This window comes from Verrucomicrobiia bacterium (genome assembly GCA_035946615.1).
Taxonomy (GTDB): domain Bacteria; phylum Verrucomicrobiota; class Verrucomicrobiia; order Limisphaerales; family UBA8199; genus DASYZB01.
On the sequence record DASYZB010000041.1, the window covers coordinates 1 to 21,748 of the forward strand.

Genomic DNA, 21,748 nt, shown 5'->3' on the forward strand with positions numbered 1-21,748 from the left:
GGAACCAATCGGAGGCAAACCGCCCCCTGCTTCTTTCCTCTTTTCCCATTCCCCGTCCTCTCTGTACCTTCGTGGTCCCAGCGTCCCACACTGTCCTGTTGCACTCGTGTTGCACTTCAAAGTGCAACATAAAACGCCTAACATTCCAGCGCCTTTATCGTAAACGTAGCATGTTGCACTTTGTTTCCCCCTCCCCGCGCGCACAAACTTTCCCCCAACCCACCGCCCACCGGCCACTGACCACTTGCCCAGGCCCTGCTCCGTAATGGTTACTAACACAGAATCACGGTTATTAACACCTACTCCCGCCAAATCACACTTCGCTCATTTTGCCCAAACTGATACCCCAACCCAAACCCCTTCCCCATCTGCGTTCATCAGGCAATTTTCCCAGACCCGCCAAGTCTCACGATGAAGAATCCAAAATGCTCAATGTTCGACGTTCGATGTTTGACGCCTCCCTCTCCACAGATTGCGCCAAATTGCAGTTAGTTGCGCGAAATTGCAGCCAATTCCGCCAAATTGCACTTCGCCCATTTCGCCCCAAAGCGTCCTCATCTCTCTCACCCGGCTTGCTTAGCCCCGGAATGAGATCATCCGCCGTTGTGACAATCGTTGCACGCCATTCCGGAATAGTCGCCGGCGGGATGATTGAACGGGACACCTTCGGTCTTCAAGGTCTGCGATTGCTCGCCGCTGCTTTGTGCCAGGATGATGTGGCATTGCTGGCAGTTGCTGAATGTGATCTTGCGCTTGTGGTCAGCAGCAAAATGATTGTCGTCATGGCAGCGGGTGCAACCGGGCCAATCCTTGTGGCCGATGTTGTTTGGATAATCCCGCCAGCTTGCCTTCATTTCAGGGAAAAAGTTGTCCTGGTAAATCTGTTGCACTGAGGCGATGGCTTGCCGGACGGGCGCCTCATCAGGGTACTCGTTGGCCAGGGTGGTGGCGATATTGTCGAATGCTTGCGTTTGATTGGTGTAAGGGCGAGTCAACACCCAAACGGCGTTGGTCTTAATCCAAGGCAGCCCCGCATCAATGTGACCCAGGCGCAAGGCCAGATCGACCGCATCGTTGGGAGTCGCGTATTGGTGGCTGGGCCGGTTGTGGCAGTCCATACAATCCATTGTGCGGATTTCGTATTGGCTGATGTCGTTGGTGAACGAGGGAATACGATATTCGGTAACGACCCCTTGGGAATCAGTGAGCCGGACCCAGGGAATCTTCTGCCTCCCTTCATCGGTGGCGATGTACTGGACTTTATTGGCGACGCTCATGTGCCAATGAATGCCACCGACAGGGCCGCGAGTTGGGTCAGCGCCACCAACCTTCAACAACAGCCGCACGGTAAAAACCGGATTGGTTTTGTCGCTCAGATACGAGACGAAAGTGCGATCCAGGTTGCCGATAAATTCGCGCGGCCAGTGGCAATGCTCGCAGGTATCCTGGGCCGGGCGCAGGTTTTTGACGGGCGTGGGAATCGGGCGGGGGTATTTGTGTGTCAAGGTGGCATAGACCTGATAAGTGCCGGAAAGCTTGGATTTGACGAACCAAGTGGCGCCAGGGCCGATGTGGCAGGCGACACAGGCGACTCGCGCATGAGGGGAATGCTGGTAAGTGACCATTTCAGGCTGCATCACCGTGTGGCAGGCCTGCCCGCAGAACTGGACCGATTCTGTATAATGATAGCTGTAATAGCTGCCTACGGCGGTGATGAATAAAAAGCCGATGCTGCCTGCAATGAAAAGGCCCAGGAATCGGCGGTCTCGCGCTCGCGCGAGGTCAAACTGGACCGTCAGAACCGTTCCCCCAGCGCGCAACCGATGACGATTCTGGAGCAATGCGCCGACAACCGTTAAGACCACTCCGAGCATCAGAAAGCCAGGAGCAACCAGGTACGTGAGAACCCCGATATACGGATTTGCAAAATGCGCAAAAAGGTCCAGCAGAAACAAAAGCAGGAAGGCAAACAGACTGCCAAGCGCCACCACCAGGCCACTCATGCTAAGCCAATTGCGCAGAAAATGAAACCGAGGCACGGGGCTCGGGTTGGCGTCGGTCATGCTTTAATATGATGCGAGAGCTTCACTCCAATGCAAACTGAAACTGTAAAAGTTCGCCGCCCGGGGCGAAAAGCCGTTGAAACGGTTCGAATCCTCGCCGGGCCGCGCACCTCCGGACTAAAGCCGACTAAAGGACCTGGCGTTAAGAGCTGCGCGCTGGGTGCGAAATATGCTGCTAGCGATGGGAAAGATTCACCGCGTTGAGGTGTTTGTTATGGCTCATCAGGTCCAAGGCGCGCAGGAGTTGGCGATCGTCGCTGGCCTGGAGTTGGGTTGGGGTGAGCTCTCGTTCGGCCGCTGGCAGCAGCGGCACCACGTCCGTGGGCAGGGGCACCAAGTATTCCGGTACAATCCCCTTGTGCCAAAAGGAGCGGCCTTTGGGGGTGAGCCATTCCTCGACAGCCAGCAGCAGCGCGGAACCATCATTGAGGCGAAATTCCTGCAGCACGGTTCCGGTGCCAAAGGTGGTCGTGCCAACCAGCGTCGCTCGGTGGGCGTCCTGCAGGGCGCCGGCGACGATTTCCGCTGCGCTGGCGGAGCCTTCATTGACCAGCACAATGAGAGGGACATGCACGGCCGCACCGCCGCTTAAGACCGGCACCGGCTCGAGTTGGCCCTTGGCATTTTTGGCCTGGAGCACATCGCCCGCGTCGAGGAATTGGCTGGCGACCCCAACGGCTTCGTCGAGCAGCCCGCCCGGGTTGTTGCGCAAGTCCAGGATAACCCCATCGACCTCCCTCTCTTTGATCTGCTGCAAGGCAATGCGCAAATCCTTGGTCACACCCGCCTCGAAACTGGCCAGCCGCAGGTGGACGATTCGGGTTCCTGGCAGCACGCGCCAAGTGACCTCATGGAGCTTGATGGACGCGCGCACCAGGGTAATGTCGCGCGAGTGAGTTGTGCGGGGGTCTTGAAGAGTTATCGTCACTTTGCTGCCGGGCCGCCCGCTAATGTGTTGCACGACGCGGTTCAGCGGCCAGTCCGAGACATCCTCGCCGGCGACTTTCTGGATGATGTCACCTGGCTGTACGCCGGCGCGCTGCGCTGGGGAGCCGTCGATGGGGGCGACGACCACGACGCGGCCTTCCTTGATTTGAATCTCGAGACCTACTCCCTTAAACTCACCACGTTCCATGTTTTGCAGGTCTTTAACCATCTGAGGCGTCAGAAAGGTGCTATGCCCCGTATCGCCCAGGGCATCGACCATTCCGTTGATGGCGCCGTAGGTCAGGTCCTGGGGTTGCACGGCCGAGCGGTCCACGTATTGCTGCTGGATGGTGCTCCAGGCCTGGGACATTAGAGTGAAATCCGGCTGGTTTTTGTTTGTTGAGGCGCAACCCATTGCGCCCGCCCAGCCCAGTGTTATTCCACAAATCAGTGCAAGAACAACCCGGCCCGCCCGGCCCTTGGGCTTGGTTCCTTGAGGTCGTATTTCGTAGCTGTCGTCGATCATCAGTGACATTGTAGCATTTTGTTGGTTTTTCGCAGCTTGCGGCAAGGGATTTGGCTGATCGGTGCGACTTTCCACACGGCCAATTGAACACGGCCCATGGCAATTGTGGTCGCTTGCCGCCGCACGCCAGCGCTATGGACAAAGTGTAGGGCAGGCATCCACGCCTGCCCAGTTAACCGGCCGTCTCGCCCGGTTCTTTGTGAGGTTCTGGCGGCGGGGACGCCGCATTATTGGGCGTGCTGTTCGGCCGAGGGCTTATGCTGCTCGGACGCCGGTTGTCCTTTCATGTTCTGATAATCCTGAGGCGAAAGATGAGGGAGTTTCTCAAGAAAGGCCACCATCGACCAAATTTTTTTGTCGTCATGGGTCGGGCCCCAGGCAGGCATCGCGCTGAATTTAATGCCGTACTTGGTAATCCAAAACAACTCAGCCGGCGTCCAGGTCGGGACGGTTTTGGCCAGGTTCGGCGCTTTCGGCCAAAGGCCCTTTGCGATGTCGTCCGGCTCAACACCCGGCGCCCCATGGCACTGCGCGCACATATTGTCGTAATGCATGAAACCGCCTTGCACCATGGCGGGGTCTGACAGAGCCGGAACCTGAACGCCGTGGGCGTGAGATTGAACTGCGCGGGTCATGCTCGTATCGAGGAAATGATTGATCCATCCGGTGTCATGGTTGTACGTGCCGATATTATAGACACCGGAGTAAATCACGGCTAATAAGGCGCCCGTTTCCAGGAGCAAAATTATAAGCACCGTTAGGATGATGACCGGCGCTCGTTTGGCGCGCACCGGTTCCGGTTGAGTCGGCTGAGTTTCCGCCATATCACACCTCGTCGAGTGAACTTCAATATACTGCCTTCGGCTGTTTTCGGGATGGGGCAAAGACCTGCCTCAGTAATGCCTCAGTGACTACGAGGCTGCCGGCTGAAGCCGGCGTTCCGGACGCGCGGAACGCCGCCTTTAGACGGCAGCGCCCGCCGTCACTAACCGATTACCTACCTCACAGCCTCACACCTGCTCATTCCAAAGGCGGATTTTCTCGCTCTCGATTTCACTGAGAGCACGATTTTAAAAATGGATTGCCGTCATGGGGCATTCGCCCCGTTGTAATCATCCCTTACCAATGCGAAAAAGGAGGCCAACCAAGAGTCATATGGCTTTTTAATGAAATGCCCAGTCCCCAGCCCGCTTCTGACCCCTGTTCGGACTCGTACCGCCTTGTGTCTAATCGGCGTGCTGATTGCATTGCTTTCTCGGAAAGTTGATGCGGATGACACCTTCCTCTATGCAGTCCAGATTAGCGCTCTGGTCCAGGCAAACCCGCCGCAAATTACTTTAAACTGGGAACCGGACATTTTTGGCGCGAACAGCTACACGATTTTTCGCAAGGCCAAACAAGACACATCGTGGGGCTCGCCCATCGCTTCACTTCCGGGGAGCGCCACCAACTTTACCGATTCCCAGGTCGTGGTCGGCGCGACCTATGAGTACCAAATCACCAAAGCCGCAACCCTCGGCTACACCGGTTACGGCTACATTTATACCGGCATCCAGGCGCCGATGATTGACCAGCGCGGGACGCTTTTGTTGATCGTCGCGCAGGAATCCACTATCGGCCTGGACAACGAACTGGCGCGTCTGCAGAGCGATCTGGCAGGAGACGGCTGGCAGGTCCTGCGCCAAAACGTCTCGACCAACGACACACCCGATAGCGTCCATTCGCTTATCCTGAATGATTACTGGGCCAATCCTTCGAGCGTGAACACCGTCTTTCTTTTCGGGCATGTGCCTATTCTTCAATCCGGTTACCTCGATTATGATGGGCACGGCCCACGCCCGATGCCAGCCGACGCGTTCTATGGCGATATCTATCAGGACTGGCCAACCACCCTCACCAATAGCCCCAGCTATCTCCCGTCAGATGTGGCGTTAATGGTTGGCCGGGTTGATTTGTTTGATATGCCCGGCGCGGCCTCACCTGTTCCCTGGCCCAGCGAGACCGAGCTGCTCCGCACCTACCTCAATAAAGACCACGCCTGGCGCCAGGGCCAGGTGAGCGTCCCACGTCGGGCGCTGATGGGCAACCGCCGTGGCGACGAAGGGGGTTTGGCCGTGGCGGCCAGCGGCTACAGGGCCTTTGAACCCTTCGTTGGGCCTGGGAATACCATCGAAGCCAATATCAGCGACACGGCGCCGGCAAACCAGCGGTGGATGTCGATGCTCGCCAGCGGCGGCTATTTGTGGGCATACGGCTGCGGCGCAGGCCAGGACACCGCCATCAGCTACCTGGGCACGAACGGGGTTTATTATGATGTCTGGAGCGCAGACATTGTCGATCAGAATGCCCAGGCGGTTTTTATGATGGTCTTTGGCAGCCACCTGGGCAATTGGGATCACCAGGACAATTTTATGCGGTCGGTGCTCGCCACGCCGGGCATCGGACTGGCCTGTTGCATGTCAGGCGAACCCCACTGGTTCATGCACCACATGGGCCTGGGCGAGACGATCGGATACAGCACGCGCTTGTCGATGAACAACAGCACCCTTTATCAAAACGAACAGAATCCCTACACCCGAGCGGTCTATATCGCGCTGATGGGCGATCCGACCCTGCGCATGGAACCCGTGCCGCCTCCTTCCGCACTATCTGCCAGCCAGGTCCCGGGCGGCATCGAGCTGAACTGGGCAGCTTCTCCCACCCCAGGGGCCGGGTATTACGTTTATCGCGCTCCTTCACCCGCCGGTCCGTTCAACCGTTTGACTCCAGCGCTCCTGCCCGGGACGAGCTTCACCGATACCGGGCTTTTGCCCAACACCTACACGTATATGGTGCGCGCCGTCAGCCTCATTGCGAATTTCAGCGGCAGTTATTACGATCCAAGTGAAGGCCTTTTCACCACCATCACCACGACCAACTCGAGTTTGCCGATTCACCTTGGAATTGGAACCAGTACGAATGGCGTGGTGCTGAGCTGGGGTTCTCAAGCGGGGGGTGTCTATCATGTTGAAGCCACGGTAGCTCTCAATCCACCGGCGTGGACCAATCTGAGCGGCACCATCGAGGCCGCGGGCTCTACCATGACCTGGACCGATTCGACGGCTTCTGGGCGTTCTCAGCGTTTTTATCGCGTCGTTAGCCCTTGATCCTTGGTTCATTGTTCAGGCCGCGCGGCTGCTCCGCTTTAATCGCGCGGGCCGGGTTTGCATCGATTTCATCAGCGCTTCAATGTCCCGCGTTTCGATTGGGATGTCGCCCATCAGGTCCATATTCTGGCCTTCCTGCACAAGAACATCATTCTCCAGCCGCACGGCAAAGCCTTCTTCCGGTATATAGATGCCGGGCTCGACCGTCAGGACCCACCCCGGTTGAATCGGTTCGGTGGTGTGGCCAACATCATGCACGTCCAGCCCGAGCGGGTGGCCAATGCCGTGCATGAAATACTTTTTCAGAGCCGGTTTGTCCGGGTCCTGTTTGCGAATGTCGCGCCGGGTCAATAAGCCCAGTCCGAGCAGCTCTGCTTGCATGAGCGCCTCGGCTTCTTTTTGCCATTGCTTGGGCAGTTTGCCCGGTGTGGCGGCCTGGCTGGCAGCCCGCAGCACGCGCAGCACCGCTTCATAGACCTGTCGTTGGCGCGCGCTAAACCGGCCATTCACTGGAATTGTCCGCGTGAGGTCCGCGTTGTAATGGGCGAAACTGGCAGCGACATCCAGCAAAAGCAGGTCCCCACTCTTGCAAGTTTGATCGTTTTGGTTGTAATGCAACACGCACGCATTCGGTCCGCTCGCGATTATCGGGCTGTAAGCGAAACTGCCCCTGCGCCGGATAAACTCGTGCGCAAACTCCGCTTCGATTTCCGTTTCGCTGACGCCGGGGCGCGCAAAACGGGCCACCCTCAGAAAACCGGCCTTGGTGATGGCACAGGCCTGTTTGATTAACTCCAGCTCGAGGCTCGATTTTACAATCCGCAGCCGATGCAGCAACCAGGCCAGGCGTTTGTACTCGTGCAAAGGATAACGCCGTTGCGTTTCCCGTACGAATCGCGCCTCGCGCGTTTCCACCTCTATGCGCGCGCGCTTGTGCTCGTTCGAGTTCAGATACACATGTTCGCATTCGCACATCAACCGATGGAACAAAGCCGGGAATTCCGAAAGCCATTCGACCCGCTCTATGCCAGAGACCCTCCGCGCCTCGTCCTTCGTCAATTTGTGCCCTTCCCACCGGGCAAGCAGGTCGTTGGTCTCCCGCAGAAACAGGATTTCACGCATCTTCTCCTCGTGCGCCTCCGGGTAGAGCAACAACACGGTCTCCTCCTGTTCAACCCCGCTGAGATAAAACAAATCGGAATTCGCTTCGAGCCGCAGAGTCCCATCCGCATTGGTTGGCAGGACATCGTTGGCATTCACCACAGCCAGCGAGTTGGGGAGCATCAGTTTTGCCAGGCTGGCCCGGTTGTTTACAAATAATTGCGAGTTAATCGGTGAATAACGCATAAACCCTCGAAGGTCACGCCCGTGGTAATTACACCCACACCCGTTCCCCGTCAGGTTTAAATTTGAGGACCGGGGCGCCGCTATCTTTCGCGTCCATTGGCGTTCATTCGCAGTCGCCAATAAAAGCCAACGAGGGGAACCGCGACTGGCTGCCAATGAACGCGAATTCTTTAGTCGAAATTTTCTTCCACTTGCTAAATACCTAGCGGGGAATAACTTGGCACAATCCGTGCTTCCTCGCGTTTGCAACGGCTCTACTCCTGGCTATATTGCCTTGGGGTTATTGTGGTGGTTGTTAGGTTGGTTGGGTAAGGCGGTTCAGGCAACTGAGCCGCCTTTTCCTTTACGGCAATCACTGCTGGCGCACTCGATAAAAACGCTGTGCGCCGGTTGCCGAACTGTCCGTTAAAGTGACCGGGCCGCCTGTTCCCGAAACCGATTGCAGAGCCGTCCAGTTGGTGGACGCAGGGGAGTTTTCGTATTCGAGCGAATAAGATTTCCCGCTTTGAGTTTGCAGCGAGACGCTGAAAGCACCCTGGTTCCAACTCGGGCTGGCAAGCTTCAGTGGGGCCGCAGCGCTATTGCCCATCAGAGCCACGCTGTAGTTCCATCCAGCGCCGATTTCGGAAACATTGCCTAGCCCTGTCGGCACGTCGATCTGGCCGGATTCATCCCCACCCCAGGCGATGACGGTGCCCCCCGAGGTCAATGCAAGGGCATGGTCTTCTCCGGCGGCGATGCCGATGGCGCCGGTGAGGTCCGTGGGAATCGCCGGGTAGTTGCCCCATCCAACAACCGTGCCGCTCGATGTCAGAGCCAGGCAGTAATCGATGTTGCCCGCGATAGCAACCACGCCACTCAACCCGGCGGGCACATTGGTTTGGCCGGCGTCATTCGCACCCCAGGCCACCACCGTGCCGGTCGAGGTAAGCGCCAGGCTATAATCCCACTCGGCGAGGATCGCCACGGCATTCAGGGCCGCAGGCACATCGCCCTGATCATACGTATTGGAACCCCACGCCACCACCGTCCCGTCGTTCTTCAACGCCAGCGCATGAGCGCGCCCGGCTGATATTGCCTTAACGTTGGCCAGACTCGGGGGTACATGGCACTGCCCAAGCTGGTTATCTCCCCACGCCACAACCGTTCCGTCCGACTTGAGCGCCAGGCTGAAATACGCCCCCGCAGCCACCGCCGTCACACCTGATAAACCGGACGGCACATCCGCCTGCCCATCGAAATCATTCCCCCAAGCCGACACGGTCCCGTCCGCTTTGAGCGCAAGGCTATGATCGGTGCTGGTCGAGATGGCCACGACATTGTTCAGTCCCGACGGGGTGTTGGTCTGACCGGTGCCCCACGCCACCACCGCGCCCGCGGCGTGCGCCACCGGCATCTTGCAGAAGCAAACCACAATCGGAATGAGCAGAGTGATTACCCGTTTTTGCGCTTTGCTAGGAGAACGGCGAGATGGACTACATACAGAGGGACCCCTCTCCCCTCCCGCTGCGACGACGCGATAGCGCGGCGAGCCCGAAGGAGAGATGGAGAATCCTCGGCAGGTTACGGTTGAGAATGTTCCAGACTCCTCTATAAAAAGCTGTTTCATAGTGCTATTGCCGCCGTTCTCCTTCAATCGCGCGCCGTGCGCCCAACAGTAAGGAACGTTACCTTCTTAAGACAAACCGCCCCGGCATACAATTGGGGTAAAACCCTTTGGAGTCGGCGCTGACCAAATTTCAGTTCTTGACCCCATGGCGCAGAGGAGGGCGCTTCTTACTTTTAAATCCGTGAATATGACCAAAGCTTTGGCGCTCTCGATTGCTGGGCTTCTGCTGTCTCAATTGCATCTCCGTGCACAATCGCCTTACCTCTACCTCATCACCTTTCAAGGCGTGTGCTATCAAAAGAACTCCTCCGGCAATCTGGCTCCTGTTCCGCTCACTCAACAAACATTCCTGCAGGACGTCGCGCAGGCCGGCGGTGTGGACCCAAAAACGCTGGTCCTGGTCTATCACATTCAAGGCTCCGGCTTGGGCGATACCATCGATGTGGTCAATGCCAGTACCGGCAGCACTTTGGTAAATCTGTTCGGACTCTATTTCGGGGACACCCTGGGCCGCACCGCCGCCACAAATGCCACCGCAACCGTTGTCCGTCGGGTCGATTACATTTATACCCAGCAAAACTACACCTACACCTCCTGGAACCCGGACGCCATGGGCGCCGCATTCACCACCAAACGCTTCCAAACCGACGCCCAGGGCAACGTCCGCACAACGGTTGATGCCCAAATGCACTGGATCGTGAACCCTCAAGGGAACGCCAGCACCAAAATCTGCTCCGGCAGCTTCACCACAACCAAGCCCTTTACCCCACATTAAAAGCCTGTCTCGAATGAACTACTTCCTGCTTCTGGTCTGCTTCTCGCTAGTGGCCGCCCCCCTCGGCGCCCGCGCTCAATCCCCTTACCTGTTCCGCATGACCTTCCGGGGAGACTGCTTTCAGACCAATGGCGCGGGCCAGTTCGTCGATATCCCCATCACTCAAAACGACATCCTCCTGGCGGCGGCCCAGGCCGGCGGCACCTCGGACATCAGCTCGATGGCCCTGGTCTATCACATCATGGGCGACACCACCCACGGCGATACCATTGATATCTACAGCACCACCACCGGCCAGAAATTGACCACCGTTTTCGGTCTCTTCTTCGGTGATGCCCCCTCGCTCAATAGGACCGCCCTGACTAATAACGCCGCCACAGAAATCCGGCGGGTCGATTATGTCTATACCTTTAACGGCACCACCTACACCTATCCGGGAGGCCATTCCATGGGCGCTTCCTTAACCACCAAGCGGTTCAGTTCCGATGCCCGGGGACTCGTGCGCACAACCATTGAAGGCCAGATGGAGTGGGTCGTCAATCCCATCAACGGCGCCGGCCCCAAGGTCCTCCGCGCCACCTTTACCACAACCAAACCGTTCCCGTAAATCGCCCCGCGCCCGCCAGCGTCTTGGACTGCGCCAGTCCTCTAGTCCTCTGCCGCTTTTGGACAGACAGCAAAGTCAAATTAATAAAAATAGGCAATTAATAAAAATAGGCGTTCAGGAAAGAACAAGGTGATCTCAATGTCTTGTAACAGGGAAGATATACCCTGTTACAGGGTTGACAAAAAGGGCTTCATTCGTCATACCTTCCCCATGGCGCGCTCATCGACCACCTATCCCCCAAAGTGGCGCTCAGGAAAGACGACTGTCATCCGAGTGCCCGAACGCATCGCGGAGGACCTGCTCGACATCGCTCGACGGTTGGACGTTGCCCCAAAGTACTGCCTCCGCGAGGACGCCAACAGCTTTGTGCTCGAGCTCGTCCCGGCCAGGCGCGTGCGATACACAGCCGACAAACCTGCCAACGTGGCCAGTGTGCCCCAGAGGAGTCCGTTTCGCTACCCCGGCGGCAAGACCTGGCTCGTTCCATATATCCGTGACTGGCTCAAGAGCAAGAATTCCCCACCAGCCCGCCTGATAGAACCCTTCGCGGGCGGGGCGATAGTCAGCTTAACGGCCGCTTTTGAACGGCTGGCGAGGCACGTCATCTTTGCTGAAATGGATGAAGGGGTTGCGGCGGTATGGCGCATTGTACTTAACGGTCAGGCGGAGTGGTTGGCGAAGCAGATACTGGATTTTGAAGTCACTTTGGAAACCGTCACCAAAGCGCTCCACGACGACCCCGCCGGCCTGCGCGAGAAGGCGTTCCAGACTGTTCTCCGGAACCGTGTCCAGCGTGGGGGCATCCTGGCGGCCGGAGCCGGACTAGTGAAGACTGGCGAGAATGGCAGAGGGCTGTTGTCGCGATGGTACCCTCAGACCCTGGCACGCCGCATCCGGGAGATCAACCGTCAGAAAGACAGGCTCACTTTTGTCGAAGGTGACGCCTTCGCTTTGATCGATGAACACAAGGCCGATGCCGAGGCAGTTTTTTATATTGACCCTCCCTATACTGTGGCGGCGCGCCGCTTGTACACTGTGTGGCAGGTGGACCACGCCCGCCTCTTTGAGGCGATGACCGCTTGCAAGGGCGATTTCTTGATGAGCTACGACAATACTGCCGAGATCGCGCATTTGGCCGAAAAGCACGGATTGGAAAGCCGGCCAATCGCCATGAAGAACACTCACCACGCCAAAATGACCGAGCTGCTAATCGGCAGAGACCTCTCCTGGCTTGGTGAATGAGGAAACTTGAGAATGGTCAATCGCTCCCGGAGCCCAGCGGGTGACCCGGGGCGAGCGAGCCAAGCTTGAAACGTAGCTGCTCCTCGAATTCCTCCTTCGAGAGCGGCACACCTCCGGTAAGCGACTTGACCGAGGCATCGAGCCTGGTGAAAGCTAAATCCCGGGGGGCCAATTTCCACCCGGTCAATGTGGATTCATACCCCACAACGAACCAAGCGATCTCCGCGTTAGACAGGTGTTTCTCCCGCTCTAACCCAACCAGCGACGAGAAAAAGGTGCCGATGAAATCACGGGTCTCCGGGTCGTCCTCTTCCTGCCGCTGTTCCGGACGAAGCCGGTCAAGGAACCCAATTTGGCTCAGCACAACGGGCTCAGTTGTTTGGAGTAACTTTTCGGCAACCCAGCGAAATATCGTTTCAGATTCCAAAAAACGCAGCGGGCAGGTGGTTATCACAGGTCCAACCCCGGTTACCGGCCCATCACCGATCTGCTGATACAGCCGAAGTGAGCAGACACCGCCCTTCTTGCTGCATTCTGCATCTACCTGGAAGGGGCAAGGTGTGCCCGTGAGCGCATCCAGTTCGTATTCTGCGTCGGCGCGGCTAAACCGCTCCCGCGGAGAGAGCGTCTCGAATCCAGCTCCGTACCATTCTCCTATCGAATATCTGGCGGGGATTCGTGGTTTCTTAGGCTTTGCCACGGGCTGTGTTTAACAGAGGGGAACTGGCTGGCCAACCCAAAACCTGCTCTGAGCTGTTCCACCTTAACCTCGAAACACGCTGCTCCTACACCCGCCATCAACGGCAGTTGAACCTCAAACACGAGGTTAGTCCAAAAGCACCAGAGACTGGCGCAGTCCACGACGCTTCGCGCGGGCCGATGCCAGGCTGGTATGAACTGGCGCCGATGGCGTCACGCCACCTTACACCCGCCACTCGCGCCCAGCCAAAATACAGTCTGGTTAATGTCTTGACCCGCTCCCTCCATTCATTTTAATTTCCCCCTGTTAGGCAGTATTCATGTTCGCGCAACTCAAAAGCCTGTTTTCCAATGACATTGGAATAGACTTGGGGACTGCCAATTCCCTGGTTTATGTACGCGACCGGGGCATTGTCCTGCGGGAACCCTCTGTCGTGGCAATCCAGGCCGGCACCACCAACGTCCTGGCGGTTGGCGAAGAAGCCAAACGGATGCTCGGGCGGACCCCTGGCAACATCGTGGCCATTCGGCCAATGAAAGACGGTGTCATCGCTGATTTCGAAATAACCGAAGCGATGCTGCGTCATTTCATCCAGAAGGTCCACCATCGCAAGCTCATTGCCCCGCGCGTAGTGGTTGCGGTACCTTCGGGCATCACAGAAGTCGAAAAACGGGCGGTCAAAGATTCCGCGACTCATGCCGGCGCGCGGGAAGTATATCTGATCGAACAACCGATGGCCTCGGCCATCGGGGTCGGATTGCCGGTACATGAGCCGGCGGGCAATATGATTGTCGATATCGGCGGTGGGACTTGCGAAATCGCAATCATCTCCCTGGCCGGCATCGTCTTCAGCCGCAGCCTGAGGGTCGGCGGCGACGAGTTCGACGAAACAATCGTTGCGCACATGAAACGGGCCTATAACCTGATGATCGGTGAACGCACCGCGGAAGAGATTAAAATACGGATTGGCTCTGCTTTTCCGCTGGAGCAGGAATTAACTATGGAAGTCAAGGGACGCGATTTGAGCGCCGGTTTGCCGAAAACCTTAACTATTCGGTCGGAAGAGATTCGCGAAGCCTTGCAAGAGCCGCTCTCGAGCATTTTGGAGTCTGTTCGCATCACCCTGGAACGTTGCCCTCCTGAATTATCCGCCGATCTGGTCGATCGGGGGATCGTCATGGCCGGCGGCGGGGCGTTGTTGCGCGGGATTGATCGGTTGGTGGCTGAAGAGACCGGCTTGCCGGTCCACATCGCCGACGACCCCCTCAGCGCCGTTGCCGAAGGCACCGGCCGGGTCCTGCAGGAACTCCAATTCCTCAAGCGCGTCTCAAATAATTCCAAGTAGTTCCTCTCTGTGCAGCATGCCGTCGTTGGCGAGTGGCAGCCGGGCTAAGGCCCGCAGACACTTGCCTGCGGCAACTGCCACACCGCTCAGCAGTTACCGGTGAATTGAATGTTGAAACGGCCGCATTATATCGCTTTGGGCCTGGTTGTGCTGATGACGCTGATTATTCTGAATCTGCCAAGCAAAACGACCGCCCGCCTTAAATCGGGCATCGGCAGCTTGTTCGTGCCCCTGTTCGGGTTGGCTAACTCCACCCAGCAGGCCGCAGGCCGCGCCGCCGATGACCTCACCCCGCGCTCCGAGCTCATCCGCCAGAATGAAACCCTCCGCCAGCAAAACCAGGAACTCCGCCTCCAAGCCGCTCGCACCGAGGGGCTTATCCGGGAAAATGACCGCCTGCGCGCCCTGGTTAAATGGCAGCAGCAAAAACCCGCCAAATTCAAATTGGCCAGCGTCGTTCTGCGCGAGCCCGCCAACTGGTGGCGCGCCGTCCAGATTGATCTCGGCACTCGCGACGGAATGAAAGTCAACCTCCCAGTCCTCACCGGCGACGGCGCACTGGTCGGCCGCATCGCTTCGGTTAGCCTTACCCGTTCCCAGGTGGTGCTCCTGGGGGATCCCAACTGCAAAGTAGCCGCTCGCGTCGATAATGCCGCGCACGACTCGGGCGTTATCAGCGGGTCTGGACCCTTCGAGAGCGAATTTGTCGATATGGGCTATCTCTCGCGCAACGCCGCCCTCAAGCCAGGCCAAAACGTCTGGACCAGCGGCTTGGGTGGCGTTTTTCCAAAAGACATCCTCATCGGCAAAGTCGTCGATATGCGCTCCGAAGATTACGGCCTCTACACCGTCGCGCGCGTCAAGCTCGCGGGCAATCTCTCCGCTCTCGAAGAGGTTTGGGTCATGCTCGAACCATGAATTGGCTCAAAACATCCCTCCTCCTCATTGCGGCGTTCCTGGCCGTTTTTTGGGAAGCCGCCTTTGGCGTCGTGCGGCATCTGTTGGGCGCGCAAATCGATTTGTTGCCCCCCTTGCTGGTCTATGCCGGCTTGAGCACTGGTTGGATTTCCATTTGCCTGCTCTCCTTTGTGGGCGGCCTTCTGTTCGACTCCCTTTCGGCAAATCCTTTGGGTGTCTCGGTCCTCCCCTTGCTCGCTGTGGGTTCCCTTATTTATCTCCTGCGCGAGTTCGTCCTGCGCGATCAAACGCTCACCCACCTCGTCTTGGGCCTGTTTGCCAGCGCCGCTGCCCCGGTCCTGACCCTCATCCTCCTGCTCACCACCGGCCATGGGCCGATGCTCGGCTGGGGCACCCTTTGGCAACTCACCGTCATGACCCTCGGCGGGGGCTTGGTCGCTCCTCTTGTCTTTGCCCTGTTCGACTGGCTCCATGGCGCACTCATCCACGCTCGAACTGCCGAAACCAGCTTCCGCCCTGACCGCGAAATTCGCCGAGGACGTTCCTGATGCTCATCTTCGATCAGCTTAAAAAAGGCGACCCGCACCTGCGCACCCTCACGCTCGTCATTCTCACCGGCTTGGCCGTCCTCTTGGCGGGCCTCTGGTGGGTCCAGATCGTCTCCGCACGCGATTACCAGGAATCTCTTGAAACCCAGTCCTTCCGCACCGTGCGCATCCCGGCAGTGCGCGGCAGGATTCTGGACCGCAACGGCAACGTCCTGGCGGAAAATCGCCCGGCCTACAATATCAGTTTATACCTGGAAGAATTGGACCGCCCATTCAAGAATGCTTACTCCAACGAGGTCTGGGAAGTCCGGGCGGAACTCAAACAGCAGAGCGCTCAAATGGAGGCCAAGCTGGGGCGCAAACTCAACAAACAGGAACGCAAGCAACTCGCATTAACTACCGCCCAAAAGGCGCTCCTCCGCGAAAAGGCCCGCTATGAGGTCGTCAGCAATGTCGTCCTCCAGGTCAGCCGCCGGCTCGACCGCCCTTTAACCGTTGATCCCACCGATTTCGAACGCCACTACGAAACCCGCCTCGCGCTTCCCTATCCTGTATTGCGCGACCTGGATGCAACCAACATCGCCCGCTTCGAGGAGCAATCCACCAGTCCCTTGGGCGTCGATCTCGAAGTCCAATCCACCCGCGTTTATCCTCACCAAACTCTCGCCGCTCACTTGCTCGGCTCCCTCAGGCGCGATGATAGCTCCGCCGAAGGCGAGGAGGCCTTTTTCTCGTTTCGCCTTCCCGATTTCCGCGGCGCCTTTGGCATCGAATACGCCTTCGACAAAGCCCTTCGCGGCATGGCCGGCGCCAAATCCGTCGAGGTAAACAATATGGGCTACCGCACGACCGAAAACGTTTGGAGCCCAGCCGAGCCTGGAAGCGACGTCGTCCTGACCCTGGACCTAGCCATACAGCAGGCTGCCGAACGCGCCCTCCAAAGCACCCCGGTCACTTACACCGGACCTGTCCGCGGCGCCGTCGTGGTTATGGACGTTTGGACCGGCGACATCCTCGCGCTCGCCTCCTCCCCTGCCTTCAACCCAAACGACGCCCTCCTCCCTCACTTGCCCCCTGCCGAACTCGAACGCCGCGAAAACGAGGTTCTCCGCCCCATCTTCAATCGCGCCACCCAAGGAAGTTATTTCCCAGGTTCGGTGTTTAAGCTTGTGGTCGGCCTGGCAGCCCTGGACGCCGGCCTGGACCCCAACGAGACCTTCGTCGTCGCGCCCAACCCGGAAATGCCCAGCCGTGGCGCCATTTGGGTAGGCCCTGCCCACCACAAAATCAGGGACCTTGCCCCGCCTGGGGAGTACAACTTTACCCGCGCACTCTACAAATCGAGCAACTCTTATTTTATCACCAACGGCCTGCGCATCGGCCCCGAGCGGATCGTCCGCATGGCCCAACGCTTTCATTTGGGTGAAAAGATCGGGCTCTTTACGCGCCAGGAGTCGTCCGGCTTTCTCCCCAGCCTGAGCCGGCTCAGCTCCGGCTGGAGCGAGGGCAACACCGCCAACCTGAGTATCGGCCAGGACCCTGTCATGGTTACTCCCTTGCAGGTCGCCGTCCTCACGTCCGCAATCGCCAACGGCGGCAAAGTCCTCTGGCCCCGCTTGGTCGCGCAAGTCGAGCCGGAACAGGCCTCGGCGGACCAAGACCCGGAGCGCTTTCCTCCAGGCCGGGTTCGGGACCAATTGGGGGTCAGCCAGCGGATTTTGAGCATTGTCCATCAGGCCATGCTCGCCGATACCGAAGCCCCGGACGGCACCGGGGTCGGCGCGGCACGCGAATGCCCCGGCCTGAGGATTTGCGGCAAGACCGGCACCGCCCAGATTCAAAATGAGAACAATGTCAAAACCGGCCAGACTACCTGGTTCGCCTCGTTTGCACCCTATGAGAAGCCGCGCTGGGCGGTGGTTGTTATGGTCGAGGACGGCATCTCTGGACCATCCTGTTCGTTCGTGGCTGGCAAGATATACCGCGCCATTCTCGATTCCCAGCGAAACAGCCCACGCAAAAACGATACAATGGCTAACGCCCGTTTAACTCAATGAGCCATGTTTGACGCCAGCCTCAACGAACACCAACGAACTTTGGACCGCCTGCAACTGGCGGCTTTGGGCGCCCTCATGCTCATTGGGTGCGCCTTCATCTACAGCGCCACAATGGTCAACAATGTCCCCAGCTTGCCCTGGTACAGCCAAAGCTGGTTCCGACAGATCGTCTGGTACACCCTCGGCATCGCCGCCGCCATCGCTGTGTGCCTGGTCGATTACCGCCGCGTCGCCCGTTGGTCTCTGGCCCTCTATTGGCTTTCCATCCTGCCACTCATTGCCGTCTTGATCCCCCACATCGGCACCACTCACGGCTGGGGCGCCATGCGTTGGATCGATCTCGGTTATTTCCAATTTCAACCCTCCGAATTCGCCAAACTCACCTTTATTTTGGCCCTGGCCCATTTTTTAAGCTGCCCGCAGGATGAATTGCGGCACGCTCCCAATTTCCTTAAAGCGCTGGGGCTGCTGCTGTTGCCGTTTTTGCTGATCCTGCGCGAGCCGGACCTTGGCTCGGCATTGGTGTTGCTGCCCACCGGCCTCATGATGTTGTATGTGGCCGGCGTCCCCAAGCGATTCCTGCTCCAGTTGGTCGGCGGCGTAGGGGTTTTGGGCGCTTTGTTCCTGGTGGGCGTGCTCTTCGCGCCCCCCAATTGGCAGATTTTCAAAATGCAAGATTACCAGCGCCGCCGGCTGCTGGTGTACTTCGACCAAGAATATGCTCCGCCCGGCGCGCCAAAGGCGGAGAGAGAACGCCTGCGCAAACAGCAGTTCGATGATTCGCATAATGTGCGGCAGGCGTTGATTTCCGTCGGCTCAGGTGGGCTGATGGGCAAAGGCTGGCGGCAGGGCACGCAAAATGCCCTGGGCTACCTGCCTCGGGCTGTGGCGCATAACGACTTCATTTTCTCCGTCATTGCCGAGGAAAAGGGGTTTGTCGGCAGCGTGACCGTGCTCATGCTGTATGGAGCGGTCCTGTTCACCGGGATACGCATCGCCAGCCAGGCGCGCGATCGCCTGGGCAGATTGCTGGCTGTCGGAGTTGTCACACTCCTGTTCAGCCATGTCTTTATCAATATCGGCATGAACATTCGGATTATGCCCGTGACGGGTGTGCCACTGCCGCTGCTCTCTTACGGCGGATCGTCGGTGCTCGGCTCGTTAATCGCCATGGGCTTGTTACAAAACGTCTATATCTATCGAAAGGCTTATTAATATGAGTGAACGTAATTTCTCCAGACGCCGCCGGGGCGCCATGCGCTTCCGCCCCACAGGCGGCCTGGGCCATATCCAACAGCGCACTGACCGCGACGCGCTCCAGGCCCGCGCCGATGCCGTCGGACAACAGGCTGCCCAGGAAAAGGTCTATGAACGCCGCCACGCAGGCGAAATCGAGCGCGCCGAAAACATCGCCGCCGGCCTGCCTCCCGAAGGCGCGCCCCTCGATGCCTCTACCCTGCCGGTCCCCAGCAAACGCAATTTCCGCGAACCCAACCTCCAAACCCCAGCCGAGGTCCAGGAGGAAAAAGAATTCGAACCCGTCCGTGTCCCGGAACAGAACCGCGGCCTTGTGGACAGCATCAAGGCGGCGGCGACCACACTGGTCAAACGCGTCCAGCGCCTGATCAAACCCGCCAAACAGTCCCACAAAGAGGTCATCATCAACGCCGAAAACCTCGAAACACGCGTCGCCGTTTCCGAAGATGGCCGGCTCGAAGAATTCAACATCGAGCGCACCTCCGAAGAGCGCCTGGTCGGCAGCATCTTCAAAGGCAAGGTTCGCAACCTCGAGGACGGCCTCAAAGCCGCCTTTGTCGATATCGGTTTCGAGAAGAATGCATTCCTGCATTACTGGGACATCGTCCCCAGCAGCTTCGATAGCGGCGTCGAAATCGTCGAGCGCGAGGGCAGACGGCGCGACAAACCCAAAATCACCCAGAAAGACATCCCCCGCGTCTATCCCCCCGGCAGCGAGATCATTGTTCAGGTAACTAAAGGCCCGATCGGGACCAAAGGGCCCCGTGTCACAACCAATATCGTCCTGCCTGGCCGCTACCTGGTCCTGCTGCCCAACTCCGACCAGAGCGGCATCTCGCGTAAAATCGAGAACCAGCAGGAACGCCAACGTCTCAAGAAGATTCTTCGGGAATTGACTATTCCGGAGGGCATGGGCGTCATTATGCGCACCGTGGGTGAAGGCCAGCAGACCCGCTATTTCGTGCGCGACCTGGCCCTGCTGCTCGAAGAGTGGGAACAAATCCAGGAACGTAAAAAGGCGCAGCCCCCCGCCACCTGCATCTTCCAGGAACCCGACCTCATCGAACGCACGGTGCGCGATTTCCTCACCGAGGATGTCGATCGAATCGTGGTCGATAGCCCCAGGGCCTATGAACGCATGCGCGAGATGATCTCACGCATCTCCACCCGCTCAGCCGACAAGGTCAAACTCTACACTGACCCCCAGCCCATCTTCGATCGCTTCAATATCACACGCCAGTTGGAAAATGCCTTCTCCCGCCAGGTCCATCTCAAGAGCGGCGGGTATATCGTCGTGGATGAGACCGAAGCGCTGGTGGCCATCGATGTCAACACGGGCCGGCATAAAGGCGGCAAGGACCAGGAATCCTCAATCCTGAAGGTTAACCTGGAAGCAGCCGATGAAATCTCCCGCCAACTGCGCCTGCGCAACATGGGCGGCCTGATCGTGCTGGATTTCATCGATATGAAATCCCGCCGCGACCAGCAGCAGGTCTATTTCCGCATGAAAGAAGGCCTGCGCCGGGATAAGGCCAAGACGCACGTCCTGCCCATTTCCCAGCTTGGCCTCATGGAGATGACCCGCCAGCGCCATTCCGAAAGCGTCAACGCCGCTGTCTATGACGATTGCCCGTACTGCAAGGGCCGCGGCAAGGTCAAGAGCGCCCTCACTATGAGCGTGGAAATCCAGCGCAAGCTCGGTGAAATCCTCAAGAAACGTCCGCGCGAGGAATCGGATTTCCAGTTGCTGATCATCGTGCATCCGTCGATTCTTGAACGCCTCCGCACCGAGGATGAGAAACACCTGATCGAAATGGAGAAGCGCTATTTCGGAAAGCTCAATTTCCGCAAGGACCCCGCGCTGCACGCCGAGCAATTCAAGATCGTCAACATGGCAAATAACGAAGAACTCGCCAACGTCGGCGGGGATAAATAACGGGCTCTCGTATGCGCGAAAAAGGGATTGGACAGGCCCGGCGCCGGTTCATTACAGTTGCCCGAATTCTATGAGAAACAGTCCATTAACGACGGTCCTGCTATTCATTTTGTTCCTCAGCGCCCTGGCCTCATTGTTCTTGTGTTGGCGGTACATCGCCTACGCGCGGGAATTCCGGGACCTGCAACGAGAGGTCGTGGCCGTTCAGAGCAGGCGGGCGTTTATCCAGTCGCTCGCCAGTGAGACCCTCGAGTACAGCAAAAGAAACCCGGCCATTGACCCCATCCTCGAGGGGGCCGGCTTAATCCCGCCAAACACTGGCTCCACATCAAACAACAAACCCGCTTCCAAATAGTTTTTATGGACGACCTCCCCAATTCACCTACCCCGCCGCCCGAGGTGGCGGAATTGCGCGCCGAGTGCCAGGCACTAAGACAGATGTTAGGCTCCATTTTAATCCTGTTAATTGTCGTGAGCGGCACACTCACTATCTTCCTGGCGCGCCAATGGAAGTGGTCCAAAAACGATGTCCAGGCGGCGCGCCAGCAAACTGAGGCTATGGTGGCCGAGTATAACCGCGGCGCGGGGCAAATGCAGGATTTCGTGAGGAGGTTGGCTGAGTATAGTCGCGCGCACCCTGATTTCGCACCCATTGCTGCGAAATATCGCCTGCAGGACGTGCTAACCAACTCTGCCGCAGCACCCGCCCCGCCCACACCCACACCGATGAAAAAATAAAGCGGCT

Annotated in this window: 18 protein-coding genes; 12 read left to right on the forward strand and 6 right to left on the reverse strand. The window is 58.2% G+C overall.

The annotated features are described in order from the left end of the window. Positions 1 to 593: 593 nt before the first annotated feature. The 3 genes from VG146_06545 to VG146_06555 all read right to left on the reverse strand — a co-directional run bounded on the left by VG146_06545 (position 594) and on the right by VG146_06555 (position 4,340). On the reverse strand, positions 594 to 2,063 hold the full coding sequence (locus tag VG146_06545) for a NapC/NirT family cytochrome c (GenBank protein ID HEV2392006.1): 1,470 nt from the start codon (positions 2,061 to 2,063) through the stop codon (positions 594 to 596). Positions 2,064 to 2,238: 175 nt separating this feature from the next. Next, positions 2,239 to 3,525, reverse strand: a complete 1,287-nt coding sequence (locus VG146_06550; GenBank protein HEV2392007.1) for a S41 family peptidase — start codon at positions 3,523 to 3,525, stop codon at positions 2,239 to 2,241. A gap of 218 nt (positions 3,526 to 3,743) precedes the next feature. Next, positions 3,744 to 4,340: a cytochrome c gene (locus VG146_06555; protein HEV2392008.1), complete on the reverse strand. Its 597-nt coding sequence runs from the start codon at positions 4,338 to 4,340 to the stop codon at positions 3,744 to 3,746. Positions 4,341 to 4,682: 342 nt separating this feature from the next. Between VG146_06555 and VG146_06560 the strand changes: the two genes are divergently transcribed. Further along, positions 4,683 to 6,662, forward strand: coding sequence for a fibronectin type III domain-containing protein (locus VG146_06560; GenBank protein HEV2392009.1), 1,980 nt, complete (start codon positions 4,683 to 4,685; stop codon positions 6,660 to 6,662). 15 nt (positions 6,663 to 6,677) lie between these two features. Here VG146_06560 and VG146_06565 read toward each other — a convergent pair whose 3' ends face one another. Together VG146_06565 and VG146_06570 are read right to left on the reverse strand one after the other, a co-directional pair. After that, positions 6,678 to 8,009, reverse strand: coding sequence for a Xaa-Pro aminopeptidase (locus VG146_06565; GenBank protein HEV2392010.1), 1,332 nt, complete (start codon positions 8,007 to 8,009; stop codon positions 6,678 to 6,680). A gap of 352 nt (positions 8,010 to 8,361) precedes the next feature. Next, the gene (locus VG146_06570; protein HEV2392011.1) at positions 8,362 to 9,405 is read right to left on the reverse strand and encodes a hypothetical protein; all 1,044 of its coding nucleotides are present in this window, start codon (positions 9,403 to 9,405) and stop codon (positions 8,362 to 8,364) included. A 394-nt stretch (positions 9,406 to 9,799) separates the two neighbouring features. Here VG146_06570 and VG146_06575 point away from each other — a divergent pair, with 394 nt between their 5' ends. The 3 genes from VG146_06575 to VG146_06585 all read left to right on the forward strand — a co-directional run bounded on the left by VG146_06575 (position 9,800) and on the right by VG146_06585 (position 12,242). Beyond that, complete coding sequence (locus VG146_06575; GenBank protein HEV2392012.1) at positions 9,800 to 10,393, forward strand: hypothetical protein; 594 nt, start codon at positions 9,800 to 9,802, stop codon at positions 10,391 to 10,393. Between the two features lie 13 nt (positions 10,394 to 10,406). Then, positions 10,407 to 11,000, forward strand: a complete 594-nt coding sequence (locus VG146_06580) for a hypothetical protein (GenBank protein ID HEV2392013.1) — start codon at positions 10,407 to 10,409, stop codon at positions 10,998 to 11,000. Between the two features lie 210 nt (positions 11,001 to 11,210). Then, on the forward strand, positions 11,211 to 12,242 hold the full coding sequence (locus VG146_06585; GenBank protein ID HEV2392014.1) for a DNA adenine methylase: 1,032 nt from the start codon (positions 11,211 to 11,213) through the stop codon (positions 12,240 to 12,242). A gap of 16 nt (positions 12,243 to 12,258) precedes the next feature. Here VG146_06585 and VG146_06590 read toward each other — a convergent pair whose 3' ends face one another. Then, complete coding sequence (locus VG146_06590; GenBank protein HEV2392015.1) at positions 12,259 to 12,942, reverse strand: NotI family restriction endonuclease; 684 nt, start codon at positions 12,940 to 12,942, stop codon at positions 12,259 to 12,261. 319 nt (positions 12,943 to 13,261) lie between these two features. On the opposite strand from VG146_06590, the gene VG146_06595 reads away from it, so the two are divergent. From VG146_06595 to VG146_06630, 8 genes are all read left to right on the forward strand, one after another. After that, positions 13,262 to 14,287, forward strand: coding sequence for a rod shape-determining protein (locus VG146_06595; protein ID HEV2392016.1), 1,026 nt, complete (start codon positions 13,262 to 13,264; stop codon positions 14,285 to 14,287). A gap of 108 nt (positions 14,288 to 14,395) precedes the next feature. After that, a complete protein-coding gene (gene mreC / locus VG146_06600; protein ID HEV2392017.1) occupies positions 14,396 to 15,205 on the forward strand; it encodes a rod shape-determining protein MreC in 810 nt (269 codons plus the stop codon). After that, positions 15,202 to 15,753 carry a hypothetical protein gene (locus VG146_06605; protein ID HEV2392018.1) on the forward strand — a complete coding sequence of 184 codons (552 nt, stop codon included), beginning with the start codon at positions 15,202 to 15,204 and terminating at the stop codon, positions 15,751 to 15,753. Before mreC ends, VG146_06605 begins: the two co-directional genes overlap by 4 nt. Continuing rightward, positions 15,753 to 17,810: a penicillin-binding transpeptidase domain-containing protein gene (locus VG146_06610; GenBank protein HEV2392019.1), complete on the forward strand. Its 2,058-nt coding sequence runs from the start codon at positions 15,753 to 15,755 to the stop codon at positions 17,808 to 17,810. Before VG146_06605 ends, VG146_06610 begins: the two co-directional genes overlap by 1 nt. A 3-nt stretch (positions 17,811 to 17,813) precedes the next feature. Continuing rightward, positions 17,814 to 19,025 (forward strand): FtsW/RodA/SpoVE family cell cycle protein, encoded by a 1,212-nt coding sequence (locus tag VG146_06615; protein HEV2392020.1) that lies wholly within the window; start codon positions 17,814 to 17,816, stop codon positions 19,023 to 19,025. A gap of 1 nt (position 19,026) precedes the next feature. Beyond that, a complete protein-coding gene (locus VG146_06620; protein HEV2392021.1) occupies positions 19,027 to 21,003 on the forward strand; it encodes an Rne/Rng family ribonuclease in 1,977 nt (658 codons plus the stop codon). A gap of 70 nt (positions 21,004 to 21,073) precedes the next feature. Continuing rightward, on the forward strand, positions 21,074 to 21,358 hold the full coding sequence (locus VG146_06625; GenBank protein HEV2392022.1) for a hypothetical protein: 285 nt from the start codon (positions 21,074 to 21,076) through the stop codon (positions 21,356 to 21,358). 5 nt (positions 21,359 to 21,363) lie between these two features. Next, positions 21,364 to 21,741, forward strand: a complete 378-nt coding sequence (locus VG146_06630; GenBank protein HEV2392023.1) for a hypothetical protein — start codon at positions 21,364 to 21,366, stop codon at positions 21,739 to 21,741. The last annotated feature ends 7 nt before the right edge of the window (positions 21,742 to 21,748 follow it).

Excerpts from the sequence above, each read along its gene's own strand:
- mreC (HEV2392017.1), top strand. The coding sequence starts at position 14,396 with ATGTTGAAACGGCCGCATTATATCGCTTTGGGCCTGGTTGTGCTGATG.
- VG146_06585 (HEV2392014.1), top strand. The coding sequence starts at position 11,211 with ATGGCGCGCTCATCGACCACCTATCCCCCAAAGTGGCGCTCAGGAAAG.
- VG146_06615 (HEV2392020.1), top strand. The coding sequence starts at position 17,814 with ATGTTTGACGCCAGCCTCAACGAACACCAACGAACTTTGGACCGCCTG.
- VG146_06620 (HEV2392021.1), top strand. The coding sequence starts at position 19,027 with ATGAGTGAACGTAATTTCTCCAGACGCCGCCGGGGCGCCATGCGCTTC.
- VG146_06565 (HEV2392010.1), bottom strand. The coding sequence starts at position 8,009 with ATGCGTTATTCACCGATTAACTCGCAATTATTTGTAAACAACCGGGCC.
- VG146_06630 (HEV2392023.1), top strand. The coding sequence starts at position 21,364 with ATGGACGACCTCCCCAATTCACCTACCCCGCCGCCCGAGGTGGCGGAA.
- VG146_06545 (HEV2392006.1), bottom strand. The coding sequence starts at position 2,063 with ATGACCGACGCCAACCCGAGCCCCGTGCCTCGGTTTCATTTTCTGCGC.
- VG146_06580 (HEV2392013.1), top strand. The coding sequence starts at position 10,407 with ATGAACTACTTCCTGCTTCTGGTCTGCTTCTCGCTAGTGGCCGCCCCC.
- VG146_06625 (HEV2392022.1), top strand. The coding sequence starts at position 21,074 with ATGAGAAACAGTCCATTAACGACGGTCCTGCTATTCATTTTGTTCCTC.
- VG146_06605 (HEV2392018.1), top strand. The coding sequence starts at position 15,202 with ATGAATTGGCTCAAAACATCCCTCCTCCTCATTGCGGCGTTCCTGGCC.
- VG146_06610 (HEV2392019.1), top strand. The coding sequence starts at position 15,753 with ATGCTCATCTTCGATCAGCTTAAAAAAGGCGACCCGCACCTGCGCACC.
- VG146_06555 (HEV2392008.1), bottom strand. The coding sequence starts at position 4,340 with ATGGCGGAAACTCAGCCGACTCAACCGGAACCGGTGCGCGCCAAACGA.
- VG146_06595 (HEV2392016.1), top strand. The coding sequence starts at position 13,262 with ATGTTCGCGCAACTCAAAAGCCTGTTTTCCAATGACATTGGAATAGAC.
- VG146_06560 (HEV2392009.1), top strand. The coding sequence starts at position 4,683 with ATGAAATGCCCAGTCCCCAGCCCGCTTCTGACCCCTGTTCGGACTCGT.
- VG146_06570 (HEV2392011.1), bottom strand. The coding sequence starts at position 9,405 with ATGCCGGTGGCGCACGCCGCGGGCGCGGTGGTGGCGTGGGGCACCGGT.
- VG146_06550 (HEV2392007.1), bottom strand. The coding sequence starts at position 3,525 with ATGTCACTGATGATCGACGACAGCTACGAAATACGACCTCAAGGAACC.